Origin of the sequence: Geothrix sp. (assembly GCF_020622065.1) — a bacterium.
Taxonomy (GTDB): domain Bacteria; phylum Acidobacteriota; class Holophagae; order Holophagales; family Holophagaceae; genus Geothrix.
On record NZ_JAHRYQ010000002.1, the window covers coordinates 635,621 to 655,765 of the forward strand.

At 65.2% G+C, this 20,145-nt stretch carries 29 protein-coding genes, 2 tRNA genes and 1 riboswitch; of the genes, 25 read left to right on the plus strand and 6 right to left on the minus strand.

Annotated features, from left to right (window positions below; genetic code table 11):
* Positions 1 to 209 precede the first annotated feature (209 nt).
* From QZ647_RS12345 to QZ647_RS12425, 17 genes are all read left to right on the plus strand, one after another.
* Positions 210 to 1,415 (plus strand): kelch repeat-containing protein, encoded by a 1,206-nt coding sequence (locus QZ647_RS12345; RefSeq protein WP_291272455.1) that lies wholly within the window; start codon positions 210 to 212, stop codon positions 1,413 to 1,415.
* Between the two features lie 161 nt (positions 1,416 to 1,576).
* Complete coding sequence (locus QZ647_RS12350) at positions 1,577 to 2,173, plus strand: hypothetical protein (protein WP_291272456.1); 597 nt, start codon at positions 1,577 to 1,579, stop codon at positions 2,171 to 2,173.
* A gap of 720 nt (positions 2,174 to 2,893) precedes the next feature.
* Positions 2,894 to 3,301, plus strand: coding sequence for a DUF3788 family protein (locus tag QZ647_RS12355; RefSeq protein ID WP_291272457.1), 408 nt, complete (start codon positions 2,894 to 2,896; stop codon positions 3,299 to 3,301).
* Positions 3,302 to 3,385: 84 nt separating this feature from the next.
* Positions 3,386 to 3,772 (plus strand): VOC family protein, encoded by a 387-nt coding sequence (locus QZ647_RS12360; protein WP_291272458.1) that lies wholly within the window; start codon positions 3,386 to 3,388, stop codon positions 3,770 to 3,772.
* Positions 3,773 to 3,950: 178 nt separating this feature from the next.
* Positions 3,951 to 4,469 (plus strand): CarD family transcriptional regulator, encoded by a 519-nt coding sequence (locus QZ647_RS12365; protein WP_291272459.1) that lies wholly within the window; start codon positions 3,951 to 3,953, stop codon positions 4,467 to 4,469.
* An 86-nt stretch (positions 4,470 to 4,555) separates the two neighbouring features.
* Positions 4,556 to 5,035, plus strand: a complete 480-nt coding sequence (locus QZ647_RS12370; RefSeq protein ID WP_291272460.1) for a hypothetical protein — start codon at positions 4,556 to 4,558, stop codon at positions 5,033 to 5,035.
* Positions 5,036 to 5,056: 21 nt separating this feature from the next.
* The gene (locus QZ647_RS12375) at positions 5,057 to 5,458 is read left to right on the plus strand and encodes a hypothetical protein (protein ID WP_291272461.1); all 402 of its coding nucleotides are present in this window, start codon (positions 5,057 to 5,059) and stop codon (positions 5,456 to 5,458) included.
* Between the two features lie 53 nt (positions 5,459 to 5,511).
* Positions 5,512 to 6,051 (plus strand): hypothetical protein, encoded by a 540-nt coding sequence (locus QZ647_RS12380; protein WP_291272462.1) that lies wholly within the window; start codon positions 5,512 to 5,514, stop codon positions 6,049 to 6,051.
* 6 nt (positions 6,052 to 6,057) lie between these two features.
* A complete protein-coding gene (locus QZ647_RS12385; protein ID WP_291272463.1) occupies positions 6,058 to 6,591 on the plus strand; it encodes a flavin reductase family protein in 534 nt (177 codons plus the stop codon).
* A gap of 135 nt (positions 6,592 to 6,726) precedes the next feature.
* A complete protein-coding gene (locus tag QZ647_RS12390) occupies positions 6,727 to 7,278 on the plus strand; it encodes a GNAT family N-acetyltransferase (RefSeq protein ID WP_291272464.1) in 552 nt (183 codons plus the stop codon).
* A gap of 28 nt (positions 7,279 to 7,306) precedes the next feature.
* The gene (locus QZ647_RS12395) at positions 7,307 to 7,837 is read left to right on the plus strand and encodes a GNAT family N-acetyltransferase (RefSeq protein WP_291272465.1); all 531 of its coding nucleotides are present in this window, start codon (positions 7,307 to 7,309) and stop codon (positions 7,835 to 7,837) included.
* 31 nt (positions 7,838 to 7,868) lie between these two features.
* Complete coding sequence (locus tag QZ647_RS12400; RefSeq protein WP_291272466.1) at positions 7,869 to 8,417, plus strand: dihydrofolate reductase family protein; 549 nt, start codon at positions 7,869 to 7,871, stop codon at positions 8,415 to 8,417.
* A 9-nt stretch (positions 8,418 to 8,426) separates the two neighbouring features.
* On the plus strand, positions 8,427 to 8,996 hold the full coding sequence (locus tag QZ647_RS12405) for a hypothetical protein (protein ID WP_291272467.1): 570 nt from the start codon (positions 8,427 to 8,429) through the stop codon (positions 8,994 to 8,996).
* 102 nt (positions 8,997 to 9,098) lie between these two features.
* The gene (locus tag QZ647_RS12410; RefSeq protein WP_291272468.1) at positions 9,099 to 9,500 is read left to right on the plus strand and encodes a hypothetical protein; all 402 of its coding nucleotides are present in this window, start codon (positions 9,099 to 9,101) and stop codon (positions 9,498 to 9,500) included.
* Between the two features lie 28 nt (positions 9,501 to 9,528).
* On the plus strand, positions 9,529 to 10,512 hold the full coding sequence (gene rlmF / locus QZ647_RS12415; RefSeq protein ID WP_291272469.1) for a 23S rRNA (adenine(1618)-N(6))-methyltransferase RlmF: 984 nt from the start codon (positions 9,529 to 9,531) through the stop codon (positions 10,510 to 10,512).
* A 49-nt stretch (positions 10,513 to 10,561) separates the two neighbouring features.
* Positions 10,562 to 10,948 (plus strand): hypothetical protein, encoded by a 387-nt coding sequence (locus QZ647_RS12420; RefSeq protein WP_291272470.1) that lies wholly within the window; start codon positions 10,562 to 10,564, stop codon positions 10,946 to 10,948.
* 69 nt (positions 10,949 to 11,017) lie between these two features.
* Positions 11,018 to 11,341 (plus strand): hypothetical protein, encoded by a 324-nt coding sequence (locus QZ647_RS12425; RefSeq protein ID WP_291272471.1) that lies wholly within the window; start codon positions 11,018 to 11,020, stop codon positions 11,339 to 11,341.
* Between the two features lie 13 nt (positions 11,342 to 11,354).
* Here QZ647_RS12425 and QZ647_RS12430 read toward each other — a convergent pair whose 3' ends face one another.
* On the minus strand, positions 11,355 to 12,266 hold the full coding sequence (locus tag QZ647_RS12430; protein ID WP_291272472.1) for a glutaminase: 912 nt from the start codon (positions 12,264 to 12,266) through the stop codon (positions 11,355 to 11,357).
* Between the two features lie 42 nt (positions 12,267 to 12,308).
* Here QZ647_RS12430 and QZ647_RS12435 point away from each other — a divergent pair, with 42 nt between their 5' ends.
* Together QZ647_RS12435 and QZ647_RS12440 are read left to right on the plus strand one after the other, a co-directional pair.
* The gene (locus tag QZ647_RS12435; RefSeq protein WP_291272473.1) at positions 12,309 to 12,812 is read left to right on the plus strand and encodes a DinB family protein; all 504 of its coding nucleotides are present in this window, start codon (positions 12,309 to 12,311) and stop codon (positions 12,810 to 12,812) included.
* The gene (locus tag QZ647_RS12440; RefSeq protein WP_291272474.1) at positions 12,809 to 13,330 is read left to right on the plus strand and encodes a DUF4199 domain-containing protein; all 522 of its coding nucleotides are present in this window, start codon (positions 12,809 to 12,811) and stop codon (positions 13,328 to 13,330) included. The genes QZ647_RS12435 and QZ647_RS12440 overlap by 4 nt, the downstream gene beginning before the upstream one ends.
* A 4-nt stretch (positions 13,331 to 13,334) precedes the next feature.
* Here QZ647_RS12440 and QZ647_RS12445 read toward each other — a convergent pair whose 3' ends face one another.
* Positions 13,335 to 13,778, minus strand: a complete 444-nt coding sequence (locus tag QZ647_RS12445; protein WP_291272475.1) for an NUDIX hydrolase — start codon at positions 13,776 to 13,778, stop codon at positions 13,335 to 13,337.
* Positions 13,778 to 14,308, minus strand: coding sequence for a DUF4337 domain-containing protein (locus QZ647_RS12450; protein ID WP_291272476.1), 531 nt, complete (start codon positions 14,306 to 14,308; stop codon positions 13,778 to 13,780). The genes QZ647_RS12445 and QZ647_RS12450 overlap by 1 nt, the downstream gene beginning before the upstream one ends.
* Before the next feature lie 210 nt (positions 14,309 to 14,518).
* Here QZ647_RS12450 and QZ647_RS12455 point away from each other — a divergent pair, with 210 nt between their 5' ends.
* Entirely contained in the window at positions 14,519 to 15,397 is an 879-nt protein-coding gene (locus tag QZ647_RS12455) for a caspase family protein (protein ID WP_291272477.1), read from the plus strand.
* Between the two features lie 71 nt (positions 15,398 to 15,468).
* On the opposite strand, the gene ahcY is transcribed toward QZ647_RS12455, so the two are convergent.
* Positions 15,469 to 16,866, minus strand: coding sequence for an adenosylhomocysteinase (gene ahcY / locus QZ647_RS12460; RefSeq protein WP_291272478.1), 1,398 nt, complete (start codon positions 16,864 to 16,866; stop codon positions 15,469 to 15,471).
* Positions 16,867 to 16,928: 62 nt separating this feature from the next.
* Positions 16,929 to 17,016, minus strand: a riboswitch (S-adenosyl-L-homocysteine riboswitch).
* 256 nt (positions 17,017 to 17,272) lie between these two features.
* Here ahcY and QZ647_RS12465 point away from each other — a divergent pair.
* From QZ647_RS12465 to radC, 4 genes are all read left to right on the plus strand, one after another.
* Positions 17,273 to 17,587 (plus strand): helix-hairpin-helix domain-containing protein, encoded by a 315-nt coding sequence (locus tag QZ647_RS12465; protein WP_291272479.1) that lies wholly within the window; start codon positions 17,273 to 17,275, stop codon positions 17,585 to 17,587.
* A gap of 9 nt (positions 17,588 to 17,596) precedes the next feature.
* Entirely contained in the window at positions 17,597 to 18,100 is a 504-nt protein-coding gene (locus QZ647_RS12470) for a hypothetical protein (RefSeq protein ID WP_291272480.1), read from the plus strand.
* Positions 18,100 to 18,543, plus strand: a complete 444-nt coding sequence (locus tag QZ647_RS12475; protein ID WP_291272481.1) for a hypothetical protein — start codon at positions 18,100 to 18,102, stop codon at positions 18,541 to 18,543. Before QZ647_RS12470 ends, QZ647_RS12475 begins: the two co-directional genes overlap by 1 nt.
* 72 nt (positions 18,544 to 18,615) lie before the next feature.
* Positions 18,616 to 19,296, plus strand: a complete 681-nt coding sequence (gene radC / locus QZ647_RS12480) for a DNA repair protein RadC (protein ID WP_291272482.1) — start codon at positions 18,616 to 18,618, stop codon at positions 19,294 to 19,296.
* A gap of 77 nt (positions 19,297 to 19,373) precedes the next feature.
* On the opposite strand, the gene QZ647_RS12485 is transcribed toward radC, so the two are convergent.
* Positions 19,374 to 19,466 (minus strand) — tRNA-Ser (locus QZ647_RS12485).
* An 83-nt stretch (positions 19,467 to 19,549) separates the two neighbouring features.
* On the opposite strand from QZ647_RS12485, the gene QZ647_RS12490 reads away from it, so the two are divergent.
* Positions 19,550 to 19,639, plus strand: a tRNA-Ser gene (locus QZ647_RS12490).
* Positions 19,640 to 19,719: 80 nt separating this feature from the next.
* On the opposite strand, the gene QZ647_RS12495 is transcribed toward QZ647_RS12490, so the two are convergent.
* Positions 19,720 to 20,073 (minus strand): cytochrome c3 family protein, encoded by a 354-nt coding sequence (locus QZ647_RS12495; protein WP_291272483.1) that lies wholly within the window; start codon positions 20,071 to 20,073, stop codon positions 19,720 to 19,722.
* Positions 20,074 to 20,145 lie beyond the last annotated feature (72 nt).

A 20,145-nucleotide genomic window follows, 5' to 3' on the forward strand; every position in this document is an offset into this window, starting at 1 on the left:
CGTTAGGCAGCAGCATGTTGCTTCGAAAAACCGAGACCGCCCGGCGGAACCATGACACGGCAGGGGAACCCTTTCTCTCGGAGCAAGACGCTTTAGCCGCAGTCACTCTGGCTGGCGCTCCGGCAGATGGGGCCTTACCGATTCCCAATGGCCCCGAACCCAGATTTGCCATAATTGGTTCCGATCAAGCATGAAAGCAGGTGTGTGAGATGAAGTCATTCTTATCCCTTTTCTTTAGCGGCATCATGCTCGCTGCCCAGCTCGCCTGCGGGGGCGGTGGTTCAGGCACCCAACCATCAGGTGTCCAGCCGGCTCCAGTTCCCAGCCTGATTCTTGCTGGTCAGATGCTTTCGCCAAGGCATTCCCATACTGCAACCACCCTCTTGGATGGCCGAATATTGCTGGCAGGTGGGAATTCGACCACTTCAGTTTCTTCTTTTGACTACTTGGGATCTGCCGAGACCTTCAATCCCTCCACCAATCAGTCAATGGCTCTGCCAACCATGTATCTCGCAAGGTCTACCCATACCGCCACTCGAATTGCCAACGGCCGAGTCTATATTTTCGGGGGTACCGTCGACAGCCGCCTCACACATGTCGAGTACTTTGACCCGGCGCTCAATGATTTTGTTCTGGCTGGCCACACCTTCACAGTCCGCTGGGAGCACACGGCGACACTCCTGCGAGATGGCAAAATTTTCTTGGCAGGAGGGTCAGGGGACCAGAACGATACCTGTGAGGTCTTTGACCCATCCACCAATACAACAGAAACGGTCGGGTGGCTCCATACACAAGTCAGAAGTACGGTCACGAATAGATCTCTGATGACATCCCATCTCCTCTCGGACGGAAGCGTCCTTCTGCTTGGTGGATTTGGAAGCCGCGAAGATACGCCCTATCTTGCTCCTGTGGACATCGTCGAGGTATATGACCCTCTGATGAAGAGGACCACGGTGGCTACGCCTCTCATGACGCCTCGGTACTCTCACGCAAGCACCCTTCTGCCAGATGGAAGAATCCTTGTCATGGGAGGTGTTGGTTTCGATGGGGTATCGCGAAGCTCACTCAACACCACAGAACTCTATGATCCCCGCAATGGAACCGTCAGCCCCGGTCCACTCTTGAGTGTGGCTCGTCACAATTTCCGCGCGACGCCCCTGCCGGATGGTCGAGTTTACATCTCTGGAGGTGAGTCTTCTCAAATCAACCTCCAAACCGGTTCGCTCCGCGCGAAGAATGTGACGGTCGATGAAATCTTTGACCCGGCCACCAATCGTTTTTCGTTGGTGCAAGGGGCCGTTCCGCCACGATTTTTCCACGCAACCGTCCTATCCAATGACGGGATCTTCTATTCCATCGGTGGGCTTGGAGAGGGGACCGCTCGCAACGAGATCCTCAAGTTCGATATCAAGTAGTAAGTGTGGTTTCTATGGGTTGGCATGATCACCCCTAACCCTGCGCTCAACTCGAACCCAACCGGCTTTGCCTTCCGCTCTCTCACTGTTTCCCGCTTCCTCGGCCCCGCTTTCATCTCGGCGCAGGCCCGGTCAACTGAGCTTCCTTCGTTAGGCCGTCCATGCTTCCCGACCATTTCGCGATTATCGGCGCCATCATCGGCTCACTCGGCGGCTTCTATTACCTATACGAGACCCTCCTCGGCAAAGCCCAACCCAACCGCATCACCTGGCTGCTTTGGGGAATCTTCCCGATGGTCATCTTCGTTGCGCAAAGGGCGCAGGGCGTCGCGGGTGTGTCCTGGGTGTCATTTGCCGCCGGATTGACGCCGCTGCTCATCGTCATCGCCTCTTTCTTCAACCCGAAAGCCTATTGGAAAAGCAAGCCCCGCGACTACTACCTGATGGCCGCGGCGATCCTCGGCATCCTCCTCTGGGTCATGACCGACCAGCCGAACCTGGCCCTGCTGTTCTCATTGATGGCGGATATGCTGGCGGGCGTACCGACCCTCATCAAGTCGTATCGACATCCTCATTCCGAGAGCTGGGTGGCCTATGCGGTCAGCGCATTCGGTTTTGGAATCAGCCTCCTGTCGATTCAAATCCATAACATTGAGAACACGACTTTCGTAGTCTATGTCTTCCTTCTCAACGGCGTTCTTGCGCTGCTGGCCTCACGAAGCCCCAAGCCTAAACAGGCGATCAGCTCCCTTCTTTAAACCCTGCGCCAGTTCCTCGCTCAACTCGAATGCCGCCTGCCTGTCCTTCCGTCCTCTCCCTTCTTTCTTTCTCAGCTCCGTTCAGCGCCTCGATGCCAGCGGAGTCAACTTCATTCGTTGGGGCGTTTCATGGAATCCCAGCACAAAGTTTTCGAATCACCCGTTTGGGCTGCGCGCCTACTGAGCGCCCTTGCATTGCTTGCCTTTGTCTTGCTGATCGCCATGGTCCTCCCCGCTTGGCGCCAGAGCTTGGGCTCGCTTGTTGGCTTTTCTTTTGGCCTGTTCTGGGGGCTCTTTGGATTATTTTCTTTCGTTTTTGACTGGGCGCTTCCCCTTCGGGGCGGTGGATTCGCATCGCCGCATCAACATCGATGGCTTTGGCTTCTCTTCTGTCTAGGTACAGTCCTCATTGGCTGTTGCTGTCTCGCCTTTTCATATCGTCACTTGGGAATGGGGCTCCAACACGGAGGTTAGGCCGCATCCAGGACCTGCAAACCAGAGGTTGCGGGGTTTGCGTCAAGAGCCGCCATTGACATGAATCCGGGGTCGGCCCCCTTTCGACCCTGAATGATGGCCTCCTCATGGTCGAAAGGGCTGCTAAGGTCATCCCACTTTGATGGCCCTTCGCGAACCTGCCCCCCGCCTCCCTCGGAGGCCACCTCGTCCACCCCTTGTGCCGCCCCAGGCGCGGCCGGTCAGCTTCCTTCCTTAGGCCCCCGTATGACCGTGAACCCCAACCCTCCCAGCGCGGCCGAGCTTGAGGGCGTGCTGGGCCCCGCTCTGGTGGCTTGGAACAAGATCATCGGCCATGCCCAGGCAACCCATGCGCCCCTTGCCGAGACCTGGAAGCCTTCGAAAGTGGGGTTCGGCCGCATGTGCCTGCTCCAGCAGAAGAAGCGAACCCTGCTCTACCTCACGCCCGACCAGGGCCGGATCTGGGTGGCGGTCGTTCTGGGTGAACGCGCCTTCCAGCTCGCCCTCGCCAGTTCGCTTCCAGACGGGATCAAGAAGCTGCTTCTCGAGGCCAGACCCTATGCAGAAGGTCGCGGGATCCGTTTCGCGATCCATTCTCCGGATGAGCTTGCATCGATCGTTACACTGCTTGAAATCAAAACCACCCGCTCGTAAACCGACCGGACCTTCCGCTCAGTACCAGCCCCAGTCCCCAGACCGCCGCTGACACACACCTCTCACCCCCCCATCGGAGGTTCCATGAAACGAGTCACTGGCATCGGCGGCGTCTTCTTCAAGGCCAAAGACGCTCCAGCCCTGCGGGCCTGGTACAAGCGGCACTTGGGGATCGATGTCCAGGCCTGGGGCGGGGCTGCCTTCGATTGGACCGACGCCGGGGGCCAGCCGGTGGCGGGCACCACGGCCTGGTTGATCGATCCGCAAGAAAGCGACCACTTTGCCCCGAGCACCGCTCCCTTCATGGTCAACTACCGGGTGGAAGACCTTCATGGTCTGATCAAGGCCCTGAAGGAAGAGGGCTGCCATGTGCTCGAGCCGATGGACGAATCCGAGTACGGGAAGTTCGCCTGGGTCATGGATCCCGAGGGCAACAAGGTCGAGCTCTGGGAGCCGCCCGCCGGCCAATGACCCGGGCAGCCAAGCCTCCGCGGCTCGTCACGCGGAACCGTTGATCGCCATGGGTTCCCTCAGGTCAGGCCCAAAATGTTACTTACAGCAAATCCTGGCCTGTTGATACCCTAAGACGGGCGGGCCGCCTGTATTCACAGTCATGTTTACCCTTGTCAAAACAGGGGGAGGTAACGATATGTTCGAAATTAACGATCCCATTTTTTTCAGCGGAACAGGAGTTTGCCGTATAACAGGCATTCAAGCGGTCAAATTTGGAACCATGGAAGAGCAAGAATGCTATGTGTTCAAGCCTGTGGCCGATCCATCCTCCTGTTTATATATTCCCGTCATGAACGATGAAGTGCAGGGCGATATTCGCCCCGTCTTGACCCAAGAGGCCGTTTCCCTTTTGATTCACATGATGCCTCAGGAAGAAAGTATCTGGATCAGCAATGACCGTGATCGCTGCAAGGATTATCTTGCCAAGATACAATCCTGTGATAGCCGTCAATTAATTAAAATAATTAAAACGCTATACATCGAGAAAAATATAAATAGTAAATCCAAGCGATTAAACACATCTGATGCCAAGATCATGAGCATTGCCGAGAAGTTGCTCTATGAAGAATTTGCCTTTGTTCTGGGTATTGATCCAAAAGAAGTGGTTTCCTATATCCGGGACAGAATCCCCCAGAGTGCCCAACAGGCGAGTTGACTCAACCAGCAGGCGCTCTTGCTGCCCCAAAAAACCGGTTCATTGCTGTTGCACGCTGAGCTTTCTTCCATTCCAGAGGCGCCTCCATGGCTGTCCGCTCCCTTCTCTTCACCTTCCTGCTCGGAGTTCCCCTCGCGGCACAGGTGACTGGAACCTGGAAACTGACCTCTCAGCCTGATCTACCGGCCCTCATCGAGCAGGCCACGGCGACCATGAGGCCCGCCGCACGCGCCCGCGCGCGCGACCAGTTGAAGAAAAACAATCCGGTGTGCCGACGGATCACCATTGCCCACGCGGCCGGATACATCACGATTGGATGCGATGATCACCGGCCTCAGCGCATGCCTGACAGCGCCCTGGCCTTGCCCTGGACCGGTGCGGATGGCCAGAAGTATCTGATCTCCGCCCGCATGGAAGGGGCTGACCTGATTCAGACTCTCATGGGCGAGGATGGGATGAGGAAGAGGGTCTTTCGCGTCGATCACGGGGTACTGACCTTGCGGGTGACGGTCAAGGCGGCCGCGCTTCCGAAACCCTTCACCTATGCGCTCACCTATCGCCTCTGACACCCTGCCGCAGGAGCGCCCATGCGAATCGCACCCCTGGGTACCCTGGCCCTGCTGGGAGCGGGTTGCACGCCGCTCGTCACCGGATACCACCAGGAAAAGGACCTTCACATCACGGGGGAGTGCGCCAAGGAGGGCGGGTCCACCTATGTGAAGGTTCTGATTTCCTCCACCGCCGGAGACCCGCCCTGGATGGTCACCTTCATGGGCGGTCAGCCGGAAGATCTGATCATGGAGGCCACTCCAGGTTTCACCCGCCTTCGATGGAAGCTGGGCAAGGACCACCTCCAGGCCGTGAGCATCCAGCCCTATGAGCTGCAGATCACTTCCGGCGATCGGATGTTCAGGGCCCGCATCACTTTCCGGACCACCTCGGAACAGATCCTCTCGGCCGTGGTCGGATCGCTGATCCGGATCCACTGAATTCGGCTGACCTCACCTTCCGCCGCCACCTCTAGCCACCGCCTGGGGACACCATGACCAAAGCCGCCGCCGCCCTGCTCTGCCTCCTCGGATGGCCCGCGTGGGCCCAGGTCCAGGCTCCGAAACCCGATGCCTGGGCGCCGATGCGGTTCATGGTCGGGGACTGGCAGGGCACCGCCTCGGGCGAGCCCGGGACGGGGACGGTCGTCCGCCATTACGAATTCATCCTGGGCGGCCAGTTCGTGCATGAGCGCAACACCTCCACCTTCCCGCCCCAGGACAAGAACAAGGCGGGCGAGGTCCATGAGCACTGGAGCCTCTTCAGCCACGACAAAAAGCGGAAGACCATCCTCTTCCGGCAGTTCCACCAGGAGAGCTTCGTCGTCACCTACGCGCTCAACCCGGCCCTGAGCACCCCTTCCAGGCTTGTCTTCGACAGCGAGCAGGTCGAGAACATCCCCAGCTCCTGGAAAGCCCGCGAGACCTACGACCTGATCTCGGCCGACGAGTTCACCGAGACCTTCGAGCTGTCGCAGGCCGGCAAGCCCTTTGCGGTCTACAGCCGCAACCATTTCAAGCGCCGCCAACCCTGATCGCCCATGGCCCGACGAGCCCTTTCCCTCTCGAAGGTCTACGGCTTGCTCGAGCCCGGGCCCGTGGTGCTGCTCACGACCGCGCACGACGGGCACCGCGACATCATGGCCCTGTCCTGGCACACCATGATGGAGTTCGAGCCGCCGCTGGTCGGCTGCGTCGTCAGCCATCGCAACCACTCCTTCGACCTGCTGAAGGCGACCCGGGAATGCGTCCTCAACCTTCCCTCCGTAGACCTGGCAGAGCAGGTGGTGGGCTGCGGCAACACCTCCGGTCGGCGGGTGGACAAGTTCGCCCGGTTCGGCCTCACAGCCAAGCCCGCTTCGCGCGTCGGCGCGCCCCTCATCGTCGAATGCTTCGCCAACCTCGAGTGCCGAGTGGTCGATACCCGGCTGGTGTCCAAGTATTGTTTTTTCATCCTGGAAGTCGTTGCGGCTTGGAGGGATGCCACCCTGCCCTCGCACACCATCCACCACCTCGGGCGGGGCGAGTTCGAGGTCTCGGGCGAGCACCTCAAGCTCAAGTCGAAGATGAAGTAGGGAGGGCCGCGGGGGTCCTGGTCCTTTCCATCCATCCACGCCCAGGGATCGCAGTAACCTGAGCGGACCTTCCGTCAGGCTGGGGCCACACGCGGGCACCGCTTGGCGCACCCTTCGATCACGCAAGGAGCAGGCATGATCCCGCAGCTCACCATCCGGGACCTTCGCCAGGCCGAGGCCGATGCCCTGGGCAGGCTCATGGTCGAGGTGTACTCGAACCTCGAGGGCTTCCCCACGCCGGACGAGCAGCCCCGCTACTACGAGCTGCTCGCCAACATCGGCAGCTTTGCCCAGAAAAAGGAGGCCAGGGTGCTCGTGGCGCTGGCCGGGGAGGAGCTGGTGGGCGGTGTCGTCTATTTCGGCGACATGGCCGAATACGGCTCCGGCGGAACGGCCACCACCGTCAAGGATGCTTCCGGCATACGCCTGCTCGGCGTCAGCCCCAAGTCCCGAAACCTCGGCGTGGGCAAGGCCTTGACCCAGACCTGCATCCAGCTGGCCCGGGAGAAGGGGCACGCCCAGGTCATCCTGCACACGACGCAGGCGATGCGGATCGCCTGGCAGCTCTACGAGCGGCTGGGCTTCGTGCGGTCGGAGGACCTGGACTTCTCGCAGCAGGACCTTCCCGTCTTCGGATTCAGGCTCCCCCTGGTGTCCGTGGATGATGCTCCGTGGGTGACACCCTGACGCCACCCCTTTCCCTCAGGCCACGCCCATGCCCCCACCTGCCTGGTCCCTGCGACGCCTGACCTCGGTCGACGAGGCGCAGATCGACGGCCTCGCCAGCCTGCTGATCGACTGCGTCGAAGGCGGAGCCTCGGTGGGCTTCATGCAGCCGCTGACCCGGGACCGTGCCTCGGCCTTCTGGCGCCGCATCGCTCGGGGCGTGGCGGCAGGAGAGCGCGCGCTGCTGATCGCCGAGGATGCCGAGGGCATCTGCGGCACCGTGCAGCTGGTGCTCGACCAGCCCGAGAACCAGCCGCACCGCGCCGATCTGGCGAAGATGCTGGTGCATCGACGGGCCCGCCGTCAGGGCTTGGGCGCCGCCTTGATGCGAGCCGCCGAGCGCACGGCCCGGGACTGCGGCCGGACGCTGCTGGTGCTCGACGCCGTCACCGGGGGCGAGGCCGCCCGGCTGTACGCAAGCCTGGGCTGGGTGCGCGTGGGAGAGATCCCCGGGTACGCCTTGTTTCCGCAGGGCGGGCCTTGCAGCACGACGGTCTTCTACCGCAACCTCGGCGGCTGAGGGCCCGGCCCACCCAAAGAAGGAGGTTCCGATGACCGCATCGATCTTCATTGGCGCCAGCGTGGATGGCTTCATCGCCCGCCCCAACGGGGACCTCGACTGGTTGCCGGCGGACGGGGGCGAATCCCACGGGTACGACGAGTTCATGGCCAGCGTGGATGCGCTGGTCATGGGCCGTCACACCTTCGAGAAGGTCCTGACCTTCGGCGCATGGCCCTATGGGAACAAGCGCGTGGTGGTCCTGAGCAGCCGGCCTGTCGATGGGGCCGCGGCCACCAGGAGTGCAGAGGGCGCCGAGGCCATCGTGGAGCACATGGCCGGCACTCCGGCCGAGGTCGTCTCCAGGCTTGCCGCGAGCGGTGCCCATCACCTGTACATCGATGGCGGGATCACCCTCCAGGCCTTCCTGCGCGCCGGACTCATCCACCGCCTGATCCTCACGCGCGTCCCGGTGCTTCTCGGCGAGGGCATCCCCCTCTTCGGCAGCCTGCCCCGAGATGTGCGGCTGACCCACATCGCGACCCGAGCCTTTCCCAGCGGTCTGGTCCAGAGTGAATACCGGATCGCCACCCAGCTCTGACCCAACCCCATGACCGACACCTTCCATACGCGCCTTCCCACCCTCGCGGACGCCGACCTGCGGCGGATCCTGGAGCATCCCTCGGACTACCGCACGGATGCGGTGGAGGCTGCCCTGGCGGAGCTCGGCCGGCGGGGCCACCCCGTCAGTGCGGAGGACCAAGCACGGATCCGGGCCAGCCTCACGCAGCGTGACACGAATCGGGCGGCAGCCTCGGGCTGGGAGCACGCCGGCCTGCTCGGAACGAACCGCAAAGCCCGTTTCGCCCGCATCCGCGGCATCACCAGCCTCCTGCTGGCCGGGGGCCTGGGCAGCGCGGTCGCCATCTACCTCACCGCCCCGCCCCGGCGGCCCAACCCCCTCGGCTACGAGCCCGAGGACACCAAGCGGTACCTGCGCGACCTGGAGCTCTACGGCGGGAAGGCGAATGTGCTGGCCACTGAGTTCCGGCGCTGGTTCGACGGGCTGTGGCAGGGGCGGAAGCTGGCCTACACCGTGGCCACGCTGACGGTCCTTCTGGCCTTCGCCTTCTGGTTTCTGGCCACCCGCGCCCTTCCTGAAACCGAAGCCGAGCCCTGATGATCCCCAGGGGCCTGCCGCGGGTCCCCAACCTCCTTGACGGGCCGCCAAGGGGGATCATGTTGGAGCCCTTCACCCCGAAAGGGGTCCGGAGGAGAACCCATGACTCATGCTCCCGCCCTGGTGATCAGCCTCTGCCTCGCCACCTCCCCGGCCCCCGCCCAGGACCCGGCCAAGACCGATCCCGGGAAGTACATCGTGATCCTCGAGAATGCGCGGACGCGGGTGCTGGAGTTCCGGGACCATCCCGGCGACCGGACCCACGCACATCGCCACCCGGATTCGGTGCTCTACGCCCTCAGCGACTTCGCCCGTCGCCTGACCTTTCCGGACGGGAGATCCATGACCCGGACCTTCAAAAAGGGCGATGTCGTGTTCCTGGAGGGGCAGATCCACGTCGGCGAGAACATCGGCGCCAGCGACACCCATGTGATCCTCGTGGAATTCAAGGAGCCCCTGCCATCGCTCCCACCCTCGCCCAGGACTGCCCCGGCCCTTCCCTGAATCGCCCCCGCCGGCGGACACTGACCGGATGCGATCCCGCGCCCCGAAGCCCGCCCCCAGCCCGCCCTGGCCCGCCAAGCCCGGGCTGCACCCCCGCAATCGACACGCCGGGGGGTATGACTTCCCACAGCTGGTGAAGATTTCTCCAGACCTGGCGCCCTTCGTGGTCCGCGCCGTCCATGGCGGCCCCTCCATCGACTTTGCAGATCCGGCGGCGGTGAAGGCCCTGAACCGGGCCCTGCTCCTCCAGGCCTATGGCATCCGCGGCTGGGAGTTGCCCCCGGGTTACCTGTGCCCGCCCGTGCCGGGCCGCGCGGACTACCTGCACCATCTAGCGGACCTGCTGGCGGCCTCCAACGGGAGCGTGATCCCCCGGGGCCCGGGCGTGCGCGTCCTGGATGTGGGCGTGGGCGCCAATGTCATCTACCCCCTGGTGGGCCACGGCGAATATGGCTGGGCCTTTGTGGGCTCGGACATCGACGAAGCCGCCCTGGCCTCGGCCACGCGCATCCTGGCGGCCAATCCCGGCCTGGAGACCGCCATCACGCTGCGGCGGCAACCGGACCGGGGGGCCATCTTCGCAGGCGTGCTGGGCTCCGGAGAGCGCTTCGACCTGACGCTCTGCAACCCGCCCTTCCACGGGTCGCTGCGGGAGGCCCGGGAGGGTACCCAGCGGAAATGGCGCAACCTGGGGCGCGGCACCTCCACCAAACCCCTGCTCAACTTCGGGGGCCAAGGGGTCGAGCTCTGGTGCGAGGGCGGCGAGGCGGGCTTCGCCCGACGCATGGTCGCAGAAAGCCGGGCCTTCGGCACCCAGGTGCTCTGGTTCACCACCCTGCTCTCCAGCTCCGCCAGCCTGCCCGCCGTCCACCGGGCGCTGCGGCAGGCGGGAGCGCAGGAGATCCGCACCGTCCCCATGGCCCAGGGCCAGAAGCAGAGCCGCTTCGTGGCCTGGACCTTCCTGTCCCCGGAGGCCCGGGAAGCTTGGCAAAGCGGGTGGGAAGGGTTGTGATCCAATATTTCGGACAACTCAGTATGATTTATGGATTGCCGGAGCTTCCATGTCCTTCCTTCGCATCCTCCCCGCCCAGGTCGCCCTGCTGCTGCTGGCCGCTCTCTTCATGCGCCTGGGCTTCCCGCTGATCATGATCGTCCCCATGACCGTGCTGCTCATGCTGGGGCTCCTGGTGCCCTGGGCCGAGGCCCGGGCCCTGATGGCGGGCGTCATGGGGTTCTGCTCGCTCCTCTGGGCGTTCATGACCTGGCTGCGGGTGCAGGAGCGCCTGGCCTACGGCGAGCCCTGGTCCCGCCTGGCCGGGATCCTCATGGGCGTGACCCTGTTCACCGCCTGGTCGGCCTGGCTGGTCTGGAGCGCCCGGAAGGCGGACCAGCACCGGTTTGGAACCCCCGGCCTGGGTACGACCAGCTTGGACCAGTCGGCCACCTAGAGCCTGACCGCCCCGGGCTCGAGTGCTCAAGCCGAGTCCGCCCGATTCATCCGCCGCCGGAGGTCTTCCGTGTTCGTCCTTCGCCGCCTTCCCGCCTGCCTCGCCCTCCTGATGCTGGGGGCCCTGTCCCTGCGCCTGGACCTGCCCTTCCCCCTGGCCCTGCCGCTGACCCTGGCGGCCCTGGTGCTGCTCTTCATCGCCAAGGCGGCGATCCAGGCCGCGCTGTCCGCAGGGCTCTGGCTGGGCGCCGTCGCCTGGCTGGGCACGGCCTGGATGCGGGTGGACGAGCGCCTGGCCCACGGGGCGCCGTGGCTGCGCCTGGCCATCATCCTGGGCGCCGTGGCCCTCTTCACTGCCTGGTCGGCGTGGCTGCTGCGCAGCAGGAATGACTGAGCGCGCCTGGAAGTTAGAAGACCGACCAGCCCGTGCGGGTGGTGAAGCGGTCCAGGGCTTCCACCCCGGCCACGCTGTTGCCGTGGTGGTCGAGGGCGGGGCTCCAGGCGCACAGGACGCCGCGCTCGGGCAGCACCGCCAGGATGCCGCCGCCCACGCCGCTCTTGCCGGGCAGGCCCACGCGGTAGGCGAAGTCGCCGGCCGCGTCGTAGGTTCCGCAGGTGAGCATGATCGCGTTGATGCGCTTGGCTTCGCTGCGCGTGAGCAGGCGCGAACCGTCGGCCCGCAGGCCGTGGTTGGCCAGGAAGAGGCCCGCCTTGGCAAGATCCGCGCAGCTCATGGTGAGGGCGCACTGCCGGACATAGTGGTCGAGCACGCGCTCCACCGGGTTCTCCAGGTTGCCGCAGCTGGCCATGAAGTGCGCCAGGGCCGCGTTCCGGTGGCCGTGGGCAGCTTCGGACGCGGCCACCTCGGGATCCAGGTCCACCCCCGGGTTGCCGCTCTCGGCGCGCAGGAAGGCTCGCAGGGTGCCCAGGGAATCACCCGTTTGCGAGAGCAGGCGGTCGATGAGGATGAGGGCACCGGCGTTGATGAAGGGATTGCGCGGGATCCCCTTCTCGTATTCCAGCTGCACCAGTGAATTGAAGGGGTTGCCCGAAGGCTCGCGGCCCACGCGCCTCCACAGGGCCTCGCCATCTCCGGCCAGCACCAGGGCCAGCGAGAAGGCCTTGGACACGCTCTGGATGGAGAAGGGCGCGCGCCAGTCACCGCTGCCGAGGAGCTGCCCGTCCACCGTGGCCAGGGCGATCCCGAACCGCGCGGGATCCACCGCCGCGAGGGCCGGAATGTAGTCCGCCACCTTGCCTTGCGCCGCAAACGGCGCGGCCTCGGCGGCCAGGTCATCGAGGAGGGCTTGAAGATCCATGCCCCCAGAATCCCACAGGCCTTCGGGTTTAGGATGGTCCCCATGACGCCCCTCGCCACCGACCTCCTGCCCCTGTTCCGCCGCGACCTGCGCTGCTTCATCCGCGAGGTCGGGCTGTTCCCCGACGACGCGGCGCTCTGGCGCACGGTGCCGGGCATCGCCAATAGCGCGGGCAACCTGGCCCTCCACCTCTCAGGCAACCTGCAGCACTTCGTGGGCGCCGTGCTGGGCGGAACGGGCTACGCCCGCCAGCGCGAACGGGAATTCGCCCAGCGGGAGGGCACCCGGGCATCCGTCGTCGCGGAGCTGGAAGCCGCCCTCGCCGCGGTGGAGGCGGGCCTGACGGCCCTGACCCCAGATGTCCAGGCGGCCCCCTTCCCGGTCCCGGTGGGCCCCCACCACCCCCCCACGGGGATCTTCCTGATGCACCTGGCCACACACCTGGCCTTTCATCTGGGCCAGGCAGGCTACCTGCGCCGTGCCCTCACGGGCGATCCGGCCAGCGCCGGAGCCATGGCCGTGGCCGACCTGCTGGAGCAGCGATGACCGATCCGCGCAGCACCCCCACACCCGCTCCCGACGAAGCGCTGCTGACCCCCCTCCGGGCCGGTGCCCTGCTGGGCGTCCTGGTGGCCCTGTGGACCTTCACCATGGGCTTCACGGGCTGGTACCGGCACCCCAACCTGCTCTTCCTCTTCTGGTTGGTCATCCCCCTCCAGATCGTGGTGCTGGTGTGGATGCTCCGCAAGACGGCCCCCACCGCGGGCTACCTGCGCCAGGTGCAGAACGGCGTGGGGGCCTCGGTCATCGCCTCGATGATCATCTTCATGGCCAGCCTCCTCTTCACGATGGTGGTGTTCCCCAGCTACTTCGCCGAACTGGAGGCCTTGGGCCGGATCCAGATGGCGAAGCAGGGTCTGAGCCCCGAGCAGATCGAGGCCGTGGTGAAGGCCCAGGCCCCCATGCAGAAGCCCCTGGGCAGCGCCTTCGCGGGCGCCCTGGGCACCTGGATCACGGGCCTCTTCACCTCCCTGGTGGCCGCGGCCTGGTACCGGAAGCGCTAGGGCCTCAGCGTTCGTTCCGGATCGCCGCCACGAGATCGAGCGGGAAGCGCCGGCCCGCAAGGGCGTCGTCCAGGCAGCGCAGCACCCAGCCCGAACGCAGCGGAGCGGCGGCCAGTTCCGCACGGGTGAGCCAGTGGCAGCGGAGGATGTCGGGATCTTCGGGCGCGGCCTCGCATCCAGCGGGCACCGTGCCGATGAAGCACACCCGGAAGTAGTCCTTCCCGTTGGCCGCCTTCAGCGGATAGAGGCCCACGATGGCCTGGGGCGTGAAGGCCAGGCCCGTCTCCTCGCGCACTTCCCGGCGCACGGCGTCAAGGAGCGCTTCACCCGGCTCCACATGGCCCGCCGGCTGGTTGATCACGGGCAGGCCCGTGACTTTGTCAGGCTCCTCGACGAAGAGGAAGCGCCCCTCCCGTTCGATGACGGCGGCGACCGTGAGGGCCCACATCAGGCGGGGAGGAAGAGGAAGAAGCCGTTGATGAAGTAGACGAGGCCCACGACCCCCACGGCGAGGCCCAGGTAGTAGACCGGCTTCTGCTTCAGGAGGGCAGCGATGGAGGAGAGGAGGATGGCGATCTGAAGGAAGATCACCGCCAGACCGAAGGCCGTGCCGTGGCCCTGCGCCTCAGTCTTCACCGCCTCGAAGCGCCGAGCCTCCTTCTGGATCTCCGCCTTCTCGCCTTCGTATTTCGCCGTCTTCTTCTCCACATCCGCGAGGCTCTGCTCCAGCAGCGGCAGGGCCGCCTTCGGTGCCAACTGCAGCTCGCGCCTGAGCCGGAGGGCCTCCAGCTCATAGAGGTTCCCCTTGATGCCCTTGGCCTGGTAGTAGGCCCACTGATCCGACGCTTGGCTCTGACTCAGCACGGCGCGGGTGGAATAGCCGCCCCCCTTGAAGGTCGCCAGGGTCGCGCAGACGGCCAGCACCACCGTGGTCAGGGCCAACAGGTTCAGCCAGGGTTCCTTCTTCTCATCGCTCATGGGACTCCGCCGCAACAAGGCTTCATCATTCCATGGAACCGCGACCCGGCGCTTGCCCCAGCTCCCGTGCGGCCTATCGTAGGTGCTGGAGCCATCTGGGATGTGCGTGGTGTGCCGCAGTCCTCCCCTGATCCGGCGCGTGCCCTCCGTTGCCACGACGAGCAAGTTCCCCGTGCCCCATGCGCCCCGGGCGAAGCCAAGGAGGTTTCCATGCTCCACCGCACAGCGCTTTGCATCGGGATCAACCAGTATCAGCACTTCCCCTCGGCCACTCTGAGCGGCTGCGTCAACGATGCCCAGGACATGGCGTCGCTGCTGAAGGATCTGCTGGGCTTCGAGGATTCCGACATCACCCGGCTGTCCGATCAAGCCGCCACGAAGGCCAACATCATGCACGAGCTGAAGCGCATGGTGGAGGGCGCGCTGGCCGGCCGGTACGACCATCTGGTCTTCACCTTCTCCGGTCATGGCACGCAGGTGCCCGACCTGAATCTCGATGAATTCGACCGGGCGGACGAGGCCTTCTGCCCGCACGACCTGGCCCCGAGCGGGCCCCAGTGGGACCGCGATCACCTCATCGTGGATGACGAGCTCCACGACCTGTTCGTGCAGCTGCCCTCGACCGTGATCCTCGAGGTGCTGCTCGACACCTGCCACAGCGGCACGGGGCTCCGGGCCGCGGATCTGCTGATGGACCGCCGGCCCCGCTACCTGCCGCCGCCGTCTATTGAAGCCTTCCGAGACATCGAATACCGCCACGCCCGTCCCGCCCACCAGAAGCTGCTGGAAAAGGGCCTGTCGCACCACATCCTCTGGACCGCCTGCAAGCAGAACCAGACCGCCGCGGATGCCTTCCTCGACGGGGCCTGGCACGGCGCCTTCACCTACCACTTCTGCCGGGAGGCCCGGGCCAGCGGCAACCACCTCTCCCGTGCCAAGGTGCTCGCCAAGATCCGCTCGGACCTCGGCGTCGCCCACTTCACGCAGACGCCGCAGCTGGACTGCGAGGCCGTCACCCGTCACGCCGTCATGAAGGCCGAAGCAGTGCCTGCCAATGTGGCGCCCCTGCCCACGGACATGCCGACCTGACCGGGATTCCCACCTGACATGAACAGGGCGCCTTTCGGCGCCCTGTTTGCGGAAACGCGCAGCGCTTCAGCCTAGTACCGGTAGTGGTCAGCCTTGTACGGGCCTTCGACCGGCACCCCGATGTACTTGGCCTGGTCGGGGCGCAGGGTCGAGAGCCGGGCGTTCAGCGTCTGCAGCTGCAGGCGCGCCACCTGCTCGTCCAGGTGCTTGGGCAGGGTGTAGACGCCCACGGGGTAGTCGCTCTTCTTCGTCCACAGCTCGATCTGGGCCAGGGTCTGGTTGGCGAAGCTGCTGCTCATCACATAGCTGGGGTGGCCCGTGCCGCAGCCCAGGTTCACCAGGCGGCCCTTGGCCAGCAGGATGATGCGGTGGCCGTCGGGGAAGATCACATGGTCCACCTGGGGCTTGATCTCCTCCCACTGGTACTTCTCGATGCCCGCGACATCGATCTCGCTGTCGAAGTGGCCGATGTTGCAGACGATGGCGTTGTGCTTCATGCGGGCCATGTGGTCGTGGGTGATCACATGGAAGTTGCCCGTGGCGGTCACGAAGATGTCGGCCTTGTCGCAGGCTTCGTCCATGGTGACCACGCGGTAGCCCTCCATGGCCGCCTGCAGGGCGCAGATGGGATCGATCTCGGTGACCCACACCTGGGCCGACAGTGCGCGCAGGGCCTGGGCGCTGCCCTTGCCGACATCGCCGTAGCCGCAGACCACGGCGACCTTGCCGGCGACCATCACATCGGTGGCGCGCTTGATGGCGTCCACCAGGGATTCGCGGCAGCCGTACAGATTGTCGAACTTGCTCTTGGTGACGCTGTCGTTGACATTGATGGCGGGGAACTTCAGCTCGCCCTTCTTGGCCATCTCATACAGCCGGTGCACGCCGGTGGTGGTCTCTTCCGTCACGCCCTGGACCTTGGCAAGCTGCGTTGCGTACCAGCCCGGCTTCTCGGCGATGCGCTTGCGGATGGCGGCGAAGAGCACGGTGGCCTCCTCGCTGTCGGGGTGATCCAGCACATGGATGTCCTGCTCGGCGCGGGCGCCCAGGTGCAGCAGCAGGGTGGCGTCACCGCCGTCGTCCAGGATCATGTTCGCGCCGGCCTCAAAATCGAAGATGCGGTGCGTGTAGTCCCAGTAGTCGGGCAGGGTCTCGCCCTTCACGGCGAAGACCGGCGTGCCGCCCGCGGCGATGGCTGCAGCGGCGTGATCCTGGGTGCTGAAGATGTTGCAGCTGGCCCAGCGCACCTCGGCACCCAGGGCCTTCAGAGTTTCGATGAGCACGGCGGTCTGGATGGTCATGTGCAGGGAACCCGCGATGCGCGCGCCTTTGAGGGGCTGCTTCGCGGCGTATTCCTTGCGGATGGCCATGAGGGCGGGCATCTCGCCCTCGGCGATGGCGATCTCCTTGCGGCCCCAGGCGGCAAGGCCGAGATCGGCGACGATGAAGTCTTGGGTGGCGACGGTCATGGGACCTCCACGAGGGGCGGGAACGACGGGCGGGGCAACCCACCTCATCGACCCCGGACGGGGTGAGGTGAGCGCCGTTCCAGAATCGGAAGCGTCCGAGCCTGAGATCCCTCGCCATGCGGGCGGAGTCCTGCAGCGCTCCTCGGACTCATCCAGGATAAGCGGTTCCGACAGGGGTTCACGGGGGATTTTTCGCAGTCTCTCTACCTGTCACATTTTATAATTTAATTGAAATTTTATGACAAAAAATAAATATTAAAATTATTTGAATTAATTAATATGTATTAAATTTTGTCATTTATTCAATACATAATTTTTTAAAGTAAAAAATTATGTACATACAAATAAACAATTTATGAGATGGCACAACCCTCGATTGGAATGGCCTGCCTGAAAGGAGGCAACCATGTCCAACCCTCTCACCACCCTGGCCCTGGCACTCGCCCTGGTCCTTCCCCTCTCCGCCGCGCCGGATCGCGCCCCCCGGGCCCCCCAGCGGCCGGTGAACCTCAACACCGCCACGGTGACCGAGCTCATGCAGCTGCCCCGCATCGGGCAGAAGACCGCCGAGCGCATCGTGGCCTTCCGCAAGCAGCACGGTGGCTTCCAGCGGCCCGAGGAGCTGATGAATGTGAAGGGCATCGGCGAGAAGTCCTACGCCAAGCTCAAGCCCTTCCTGGCCCTGTCTCCCGCGCCGCGCCCCGCGGCCACCAAAAAGTAGGGGGCCGCCATGATCCCGGGCCGCCGCCGAAGCACCCAGCAGGGCTCCTCCCTGCTGGAACTCACCGTCGCCATGGGCGTGGCCGCCGTGCTGGCCGCGGTGGGACTCTTCCACTTGGACGCGGGTGCTGCCGAGCTGGCGGCGGCGCACCAAGAGATCCGCGGCAGCCTGGATCAGGCCTTCACCCTGGCCCGCGCCCGGGGCACGAATGTCACCGTAGCCCTTGGCCGGGCCGGCGGAGTCGGCGAACACCTGCCGGTGCATCTCGGCCGCCGGGTGAAGTGGGGCAAGCCCGCCCACATCCCCCTCCCCCCGGACATGGATGCCGACAGCGTGGCGGCCGCCACGGGCGAGTCCCATGCGCTGTTCACGGTGACGCCCCGGCGCACGGCGCTGGCGGGTGCCTGGTTCCTGAACGACGGCCAGGAGGCCCTGTGCATGCGCCTGTCGGGACACGGGCGCCTGCAGGTGCTGCGCTGGCGCCGCGACCGCCAGAAGTGGACGAGGGCCTGATGCCGGCGCCGCTGTCCCACCTCCCCCGCTTCTTTCAAGTCCTGGCCTCCTGCCTGCCGGCGCCCCTCTGCCCGCCCCTCCGGACCGCCCGGACGGAGCTGTGCCGCAGCCTGCATCTGGCCTTCCGCCTGGCCTCCACCCACCGCCGCGTGGTGGTGCTGGAGCCCTGCCAGGGCCCCTGTGAAGGGCGGATCTCCGTGCGCCTCCCCGCCGGGGTGGACTGGGGCTGCCCCCCGGCTGTTCCCCTCCCGCCGAGCCTGGCGGACAGCGGGTGGCGGGATGGCCGCCCGCGACCCATCACGGTGATGCCCCAGCGCCGGGCCGCGGCCAATGTCTGGTTCCTCCACCACGGCCAGGAGGCCCTCTGCCTGCGCCTGGAGCTCTCGGGAGCCGTGGAGCTCCTGCGGTACCGCCCCCTGCTGCGGGCCTGGACCCGGTGCTGAGGGTCGGTCCTCCCAGAGGAACGCCGCCCCGCAGCACCCACCAAACACCGCCCCCATCGACCGGAGCCCTGCATGCGAATCCTCGATCTATCCCCTGACCAGCGTCCTCGGGAACGCCTGCTGGCGGGCCATGGCGAAGGGCTGTCCGATGCCGACCTCCTGGCCCTGCTCTGGGGTACGGGCCGGCAGGGGCAGAGCGCCGTGGAACTGGCACAGGCGGTGCTCGGCCGCACGGGCGGCCTGGCTGGGTTGCTGACCCTGGGCCTCAGCGACTGGCTGATCCAACCGGGCCTCGGCCCCGCCAAAACCGGGCAGCTCTGGGCCGCCCTGGAGCTCGCCCGCCGAGGTTCCCGCAGCGCCGAGCGCCTGCGCATCACCAGCCCCCGGGCCGCGGGCACCTACCTGCTGCCCCGCTGCCGCGGCTGGACGGAAGAGCGCTTCGGCCTGCTCGCGCTGAACGCCAAGGGCGACCTGCTGGCGGAACGCATCCTCAGCCAGGGCACTGCCACAGCCACCCTCATCAGCCCACGGGAATTCTTCCGCGAAGCGCTGCGCTACGGCGCCACCACCGCCCTGGCCTTCCACAACCACCCCAGCGGCGACCCCACCCCGAGCCGCGAAGACACCCAGCTCACCCGCCGCCTCCTCGCCGCCGGCGAATCCCTGGGCGTACCCCTCGCCGACCACCTCATCCTCGGCCACGACCGCTACCACAGCTTCCGGGCGGCGGAGGGGTGGGACCAGCGAGGCTGACGGCCAAGCCGGCGATTCCGTGATTTCGGATCGCCCTCCCGCTGCCACAAAAAGAAGCCGCCTGGCGGCGGCTTCAGTGGCGGAGAGAGGGGGATTCGAACCCCCGGTACTGGTTTACCCAATACACTCGCTTAGCAGGCGAGCCCGATCGGCCACTCCGGCATCTCTCCAAGGCTTTCCAGATTACCGTTGGGTCGGTTCCGGCACAAGGCTTCTTGCCGGGAACCGCGTCCCGCCTTCAAGATGAAGGCACGGAGGGATGGCCGAGCGGTTTAAGGCAACGGTCTTGAAAACCGTCGTGGGTGTGAACTCACCGCGGGTTCGAATCCCGCTCCCTCCGCCATCGAAGCCGCCGCCAGGCGGCTTCTTTCGTCAATGGGGAGCGGGGTTCGAAATCACAGACCTGTTGGCAGGTGGGCCTGCCTACTTCTTCTTGTGCGCGTGCACCTTCGCGAACATCGCATCGGTCAAGACCGACACCTTCTTCTTGCCGTGGCAGGTGGTGCATTGCGCCTTGTCCGGCATGATCAGGCCCGCCTTCTTGGCGGCGGCGGGGTCCTTCATCACCTTCACGGCCTTGTACTCGCTGCCCGGGCCATGGCAGCCCTCGCAATCCAGCACGGGGTTGAGCTTGGCGTGCTTGGAGGCGTTCCAGGATTCGAACTGGACCTTGTGGCACATCTTGCAGGCAGCGGCCCCAATGGGAGTCGGGCCTGCAGCCGAGAGCACACAGGCGCCCAGCGCGAAGCCCACCAGCAGAGAACGGATCGGAACCATGGATTCCTCCTCGGAAAGAGGCCCTCAGACTACGCCACCGGCTCCGCATCTTCACCCAACCGACAGGTCGGT

What these genes read in the sequence shown, in the direction of transcription:
- QZ647_RS12450 (WP_291272476.1), bottom strand. Translation starts at nt 14,308, where the DNA reads ATGAGCGATGAGAAGAAGGAACCCTGGCTGAACCTGTTGGCCCTGACC.
- QZ647_RS12375 (WP_291272461.1), top strand. Translation starts at nt 5,057, where the DNA reads ATGCGAATCGCACCCCTGGGTACCCTGGCCCTGCTGGGAGCGGGTTGC.
- QZ647_RS12360 (WP_291272458.1), top strand. Translation starts at nt 3,386, where the DNA reads ATGAAACGAGTCACTGGCATCGGCGGCGTCTTCTTCAAGGCCAAAGAC.
- QZ647_RS12420 (WP_291272470.1), top strand. Translation starts at nt 10,562, where the DNA reads ATGTCCTTCCTTCGCATCCTCCCCGCCCAGGTCGCCCTGCTGCTGCTG.
- QZ647_RS12495 (WP_291272483.1), bottom strand. Translation starts at nt 20,073, where the DNA reads ATGGTTCCGATCCGTTCTCTGCTGGTGGGCTTCGCGCTGGGCGCCTGT.
- QZ647_RS12410 (WP_291272468.1), top strand. Translation starts at nt 9,099, where the DNA reads ATGACTCATGCTCCCGCCCTGGTGATCAGCCTCTGCCTCGCCACCTCC.
- QZ647_RS12350 (WP_291272456.1), top strand. Translation starts at nt 1,577, where the DNA reads ATGCTTCCCGACCATTTCGCGATTATCGGCGCCATCATCGGCTCACTC.
- ahcY (WP_291272478.1), bottom strand. Translation starts at nt 16,866, where the DNA reads ATGACCGTCGCCACCCAAGACTTCATCGTCGCCGATCTCGGCCTTGCC.
- QZ647_RS12475 (WP_291272481.1), top strand. Translation starts at nt 18,100, where the DNA reads ATGCCGGCGCCGCTGTCCCACCTCCCCCGCTTCTTTCAAGTCCTGGCC.
- QZ647_RS12465 (WP_291272479.1), top strand. Translation starts at nt 17,273, where the DNA reads ATGTCCAACCCTCTCACCACCCTGGCCCTGGCACTCGCCCTGGTCCTT.
- QZ647_RS12435 (WP_291272473.1), top strand. Translation starts at nt 12,309, where the DNA reads ATGACGCCCCTCGCCACCGACCTCCTGCCCCTGTTCCGCCGCGACCTG.
- QZ647_RS12365 (WP_291272459.1), top strand. Translation starts at nt 3,951, where the DNA reads ATGTTCGAAATTAACGATCCCATTTTTTTCAGCGGAACAGGAGTTTGC.
- QZ647_RS12380 (WP_291272462.1), top strand. Translation starts at nt 5,512, where the DNA reads ATGACCAAAGCCGCCGCCGCCCTGCTCTGCCTCCTCGGATGGCCCGCG.
- QZ647_RS12370 (WP_291272460.1), top strand. Translation starts at nt 4,556, where the DNA reads ATGGCTGTCCGCTCCCTTCTCTTCACCTTCCTGCTCGGAGTTCCCCTC.
- QZ647_RS12355 (WP_291272457.1), top strand. Translation starts at nt 2,894, where the DNA reads ATGACCGTGAACCCCAACCCTCCCAGCGCGGCCGAGCTTGAGGGCGTG.
- QZ647_RS12400 (WP_291272466.1), top strand. Translation starts at nt 7,869, where the DNA reads ATGACCGCATCGATCTTCATTGGCGCCAGCGTGGATGGCTTCATCGCC.
- QZ647_RS12470 (WP_291272480.1), top strand. Translation starts at nt 17,597, where the DNA reads ATGATCCCGGGCCGCCGCCGAAGCACCCAGCAGGGCTCCTCCCTGCTG.
- radC (WP_291272482.1), top strand. Translation starts at nt 18,616, where the DNA reads ATGCGAATCCTCGATCTATCCCCTGACCAGCGTCCTCGGGAACGCCTG.
- QZ647_RS12445 (WP_291272475.1), bottom strand. Translation starts at nt 13,778, where the DNA reads ATGTGGGCCCTCACGGTCGCCGCCGTCATCGAACGGGAGGGGCGCTTC.
- rlmF (WP_291272469.1), top strand. Translation starts at nt 9,529, where the DNA reads ATGCGATCCCGCGCCCCGAAGCCCGCCCCCAGCCCGCCCTGGCCCGCC.
- QZ647_RS12440 (WP_291272474.1), top strand. Translation starts at nt 12,809, where the DNA reads ATGACCGATCCGCGCAGCACCCCCACACCCGCTCCCGACGAAGCGCTG.
- QZ647_RS12405 (WP_291272467.1), top strand. Translation starts at nt 8,427, where the DNA reads ATGACCGACACCTTCCATACGCGCCTTCCCACCCTCGCGGACGCCGAC.
- QZ647_RS12430 (WP_291272472.1), bottom strand. Translation starts at nt 12,266, where the DNA reads ATGGATCTTCAAGCCCTCCTCGATGACCTGGCCGCCGAGGCCGCGCCG.
- QZ647_RS12455 (WP_291272477.1), top strand. Translation starts at nt 14,519, where the DNA reads ATGCTCCACCGCACAGCGCTTTGCATCGGGATCAACCAGTATCAGCAC.
- QZ647_RS12395 (WP_291272465.1), top strand. Translation starts at nt 7,307, where the DNA reads ATGCCCCCACCTGCCTGGTCCCTGCGACGCCTGACCTCGGTCGACGAG.
- QZ647_RS12345 (WP_291272455.1), top strand. Translation starts at nt 210, where the DNA reads ATGAAGTCATTCTTATCCCTTTTCTTTAGCGGCATCATGCTCGCTGCC.
- QZ647_RS12385 (WP_291272463.1), top strand. Translation starts at nt 6,058, where the DNA reads ATGGCCCGACGAGCCCTTTCCCTCTCGAAGGTCTACGGCTTGCTCGAG.
- QZ647_RS12390 (WP_291272464.1), top strand. Translation starts at nt 6,727, where the DNA reads ATGATCCCGCAGCTCACCATCCGGGACCTTCGCCAGGCCGAGGCCGAT.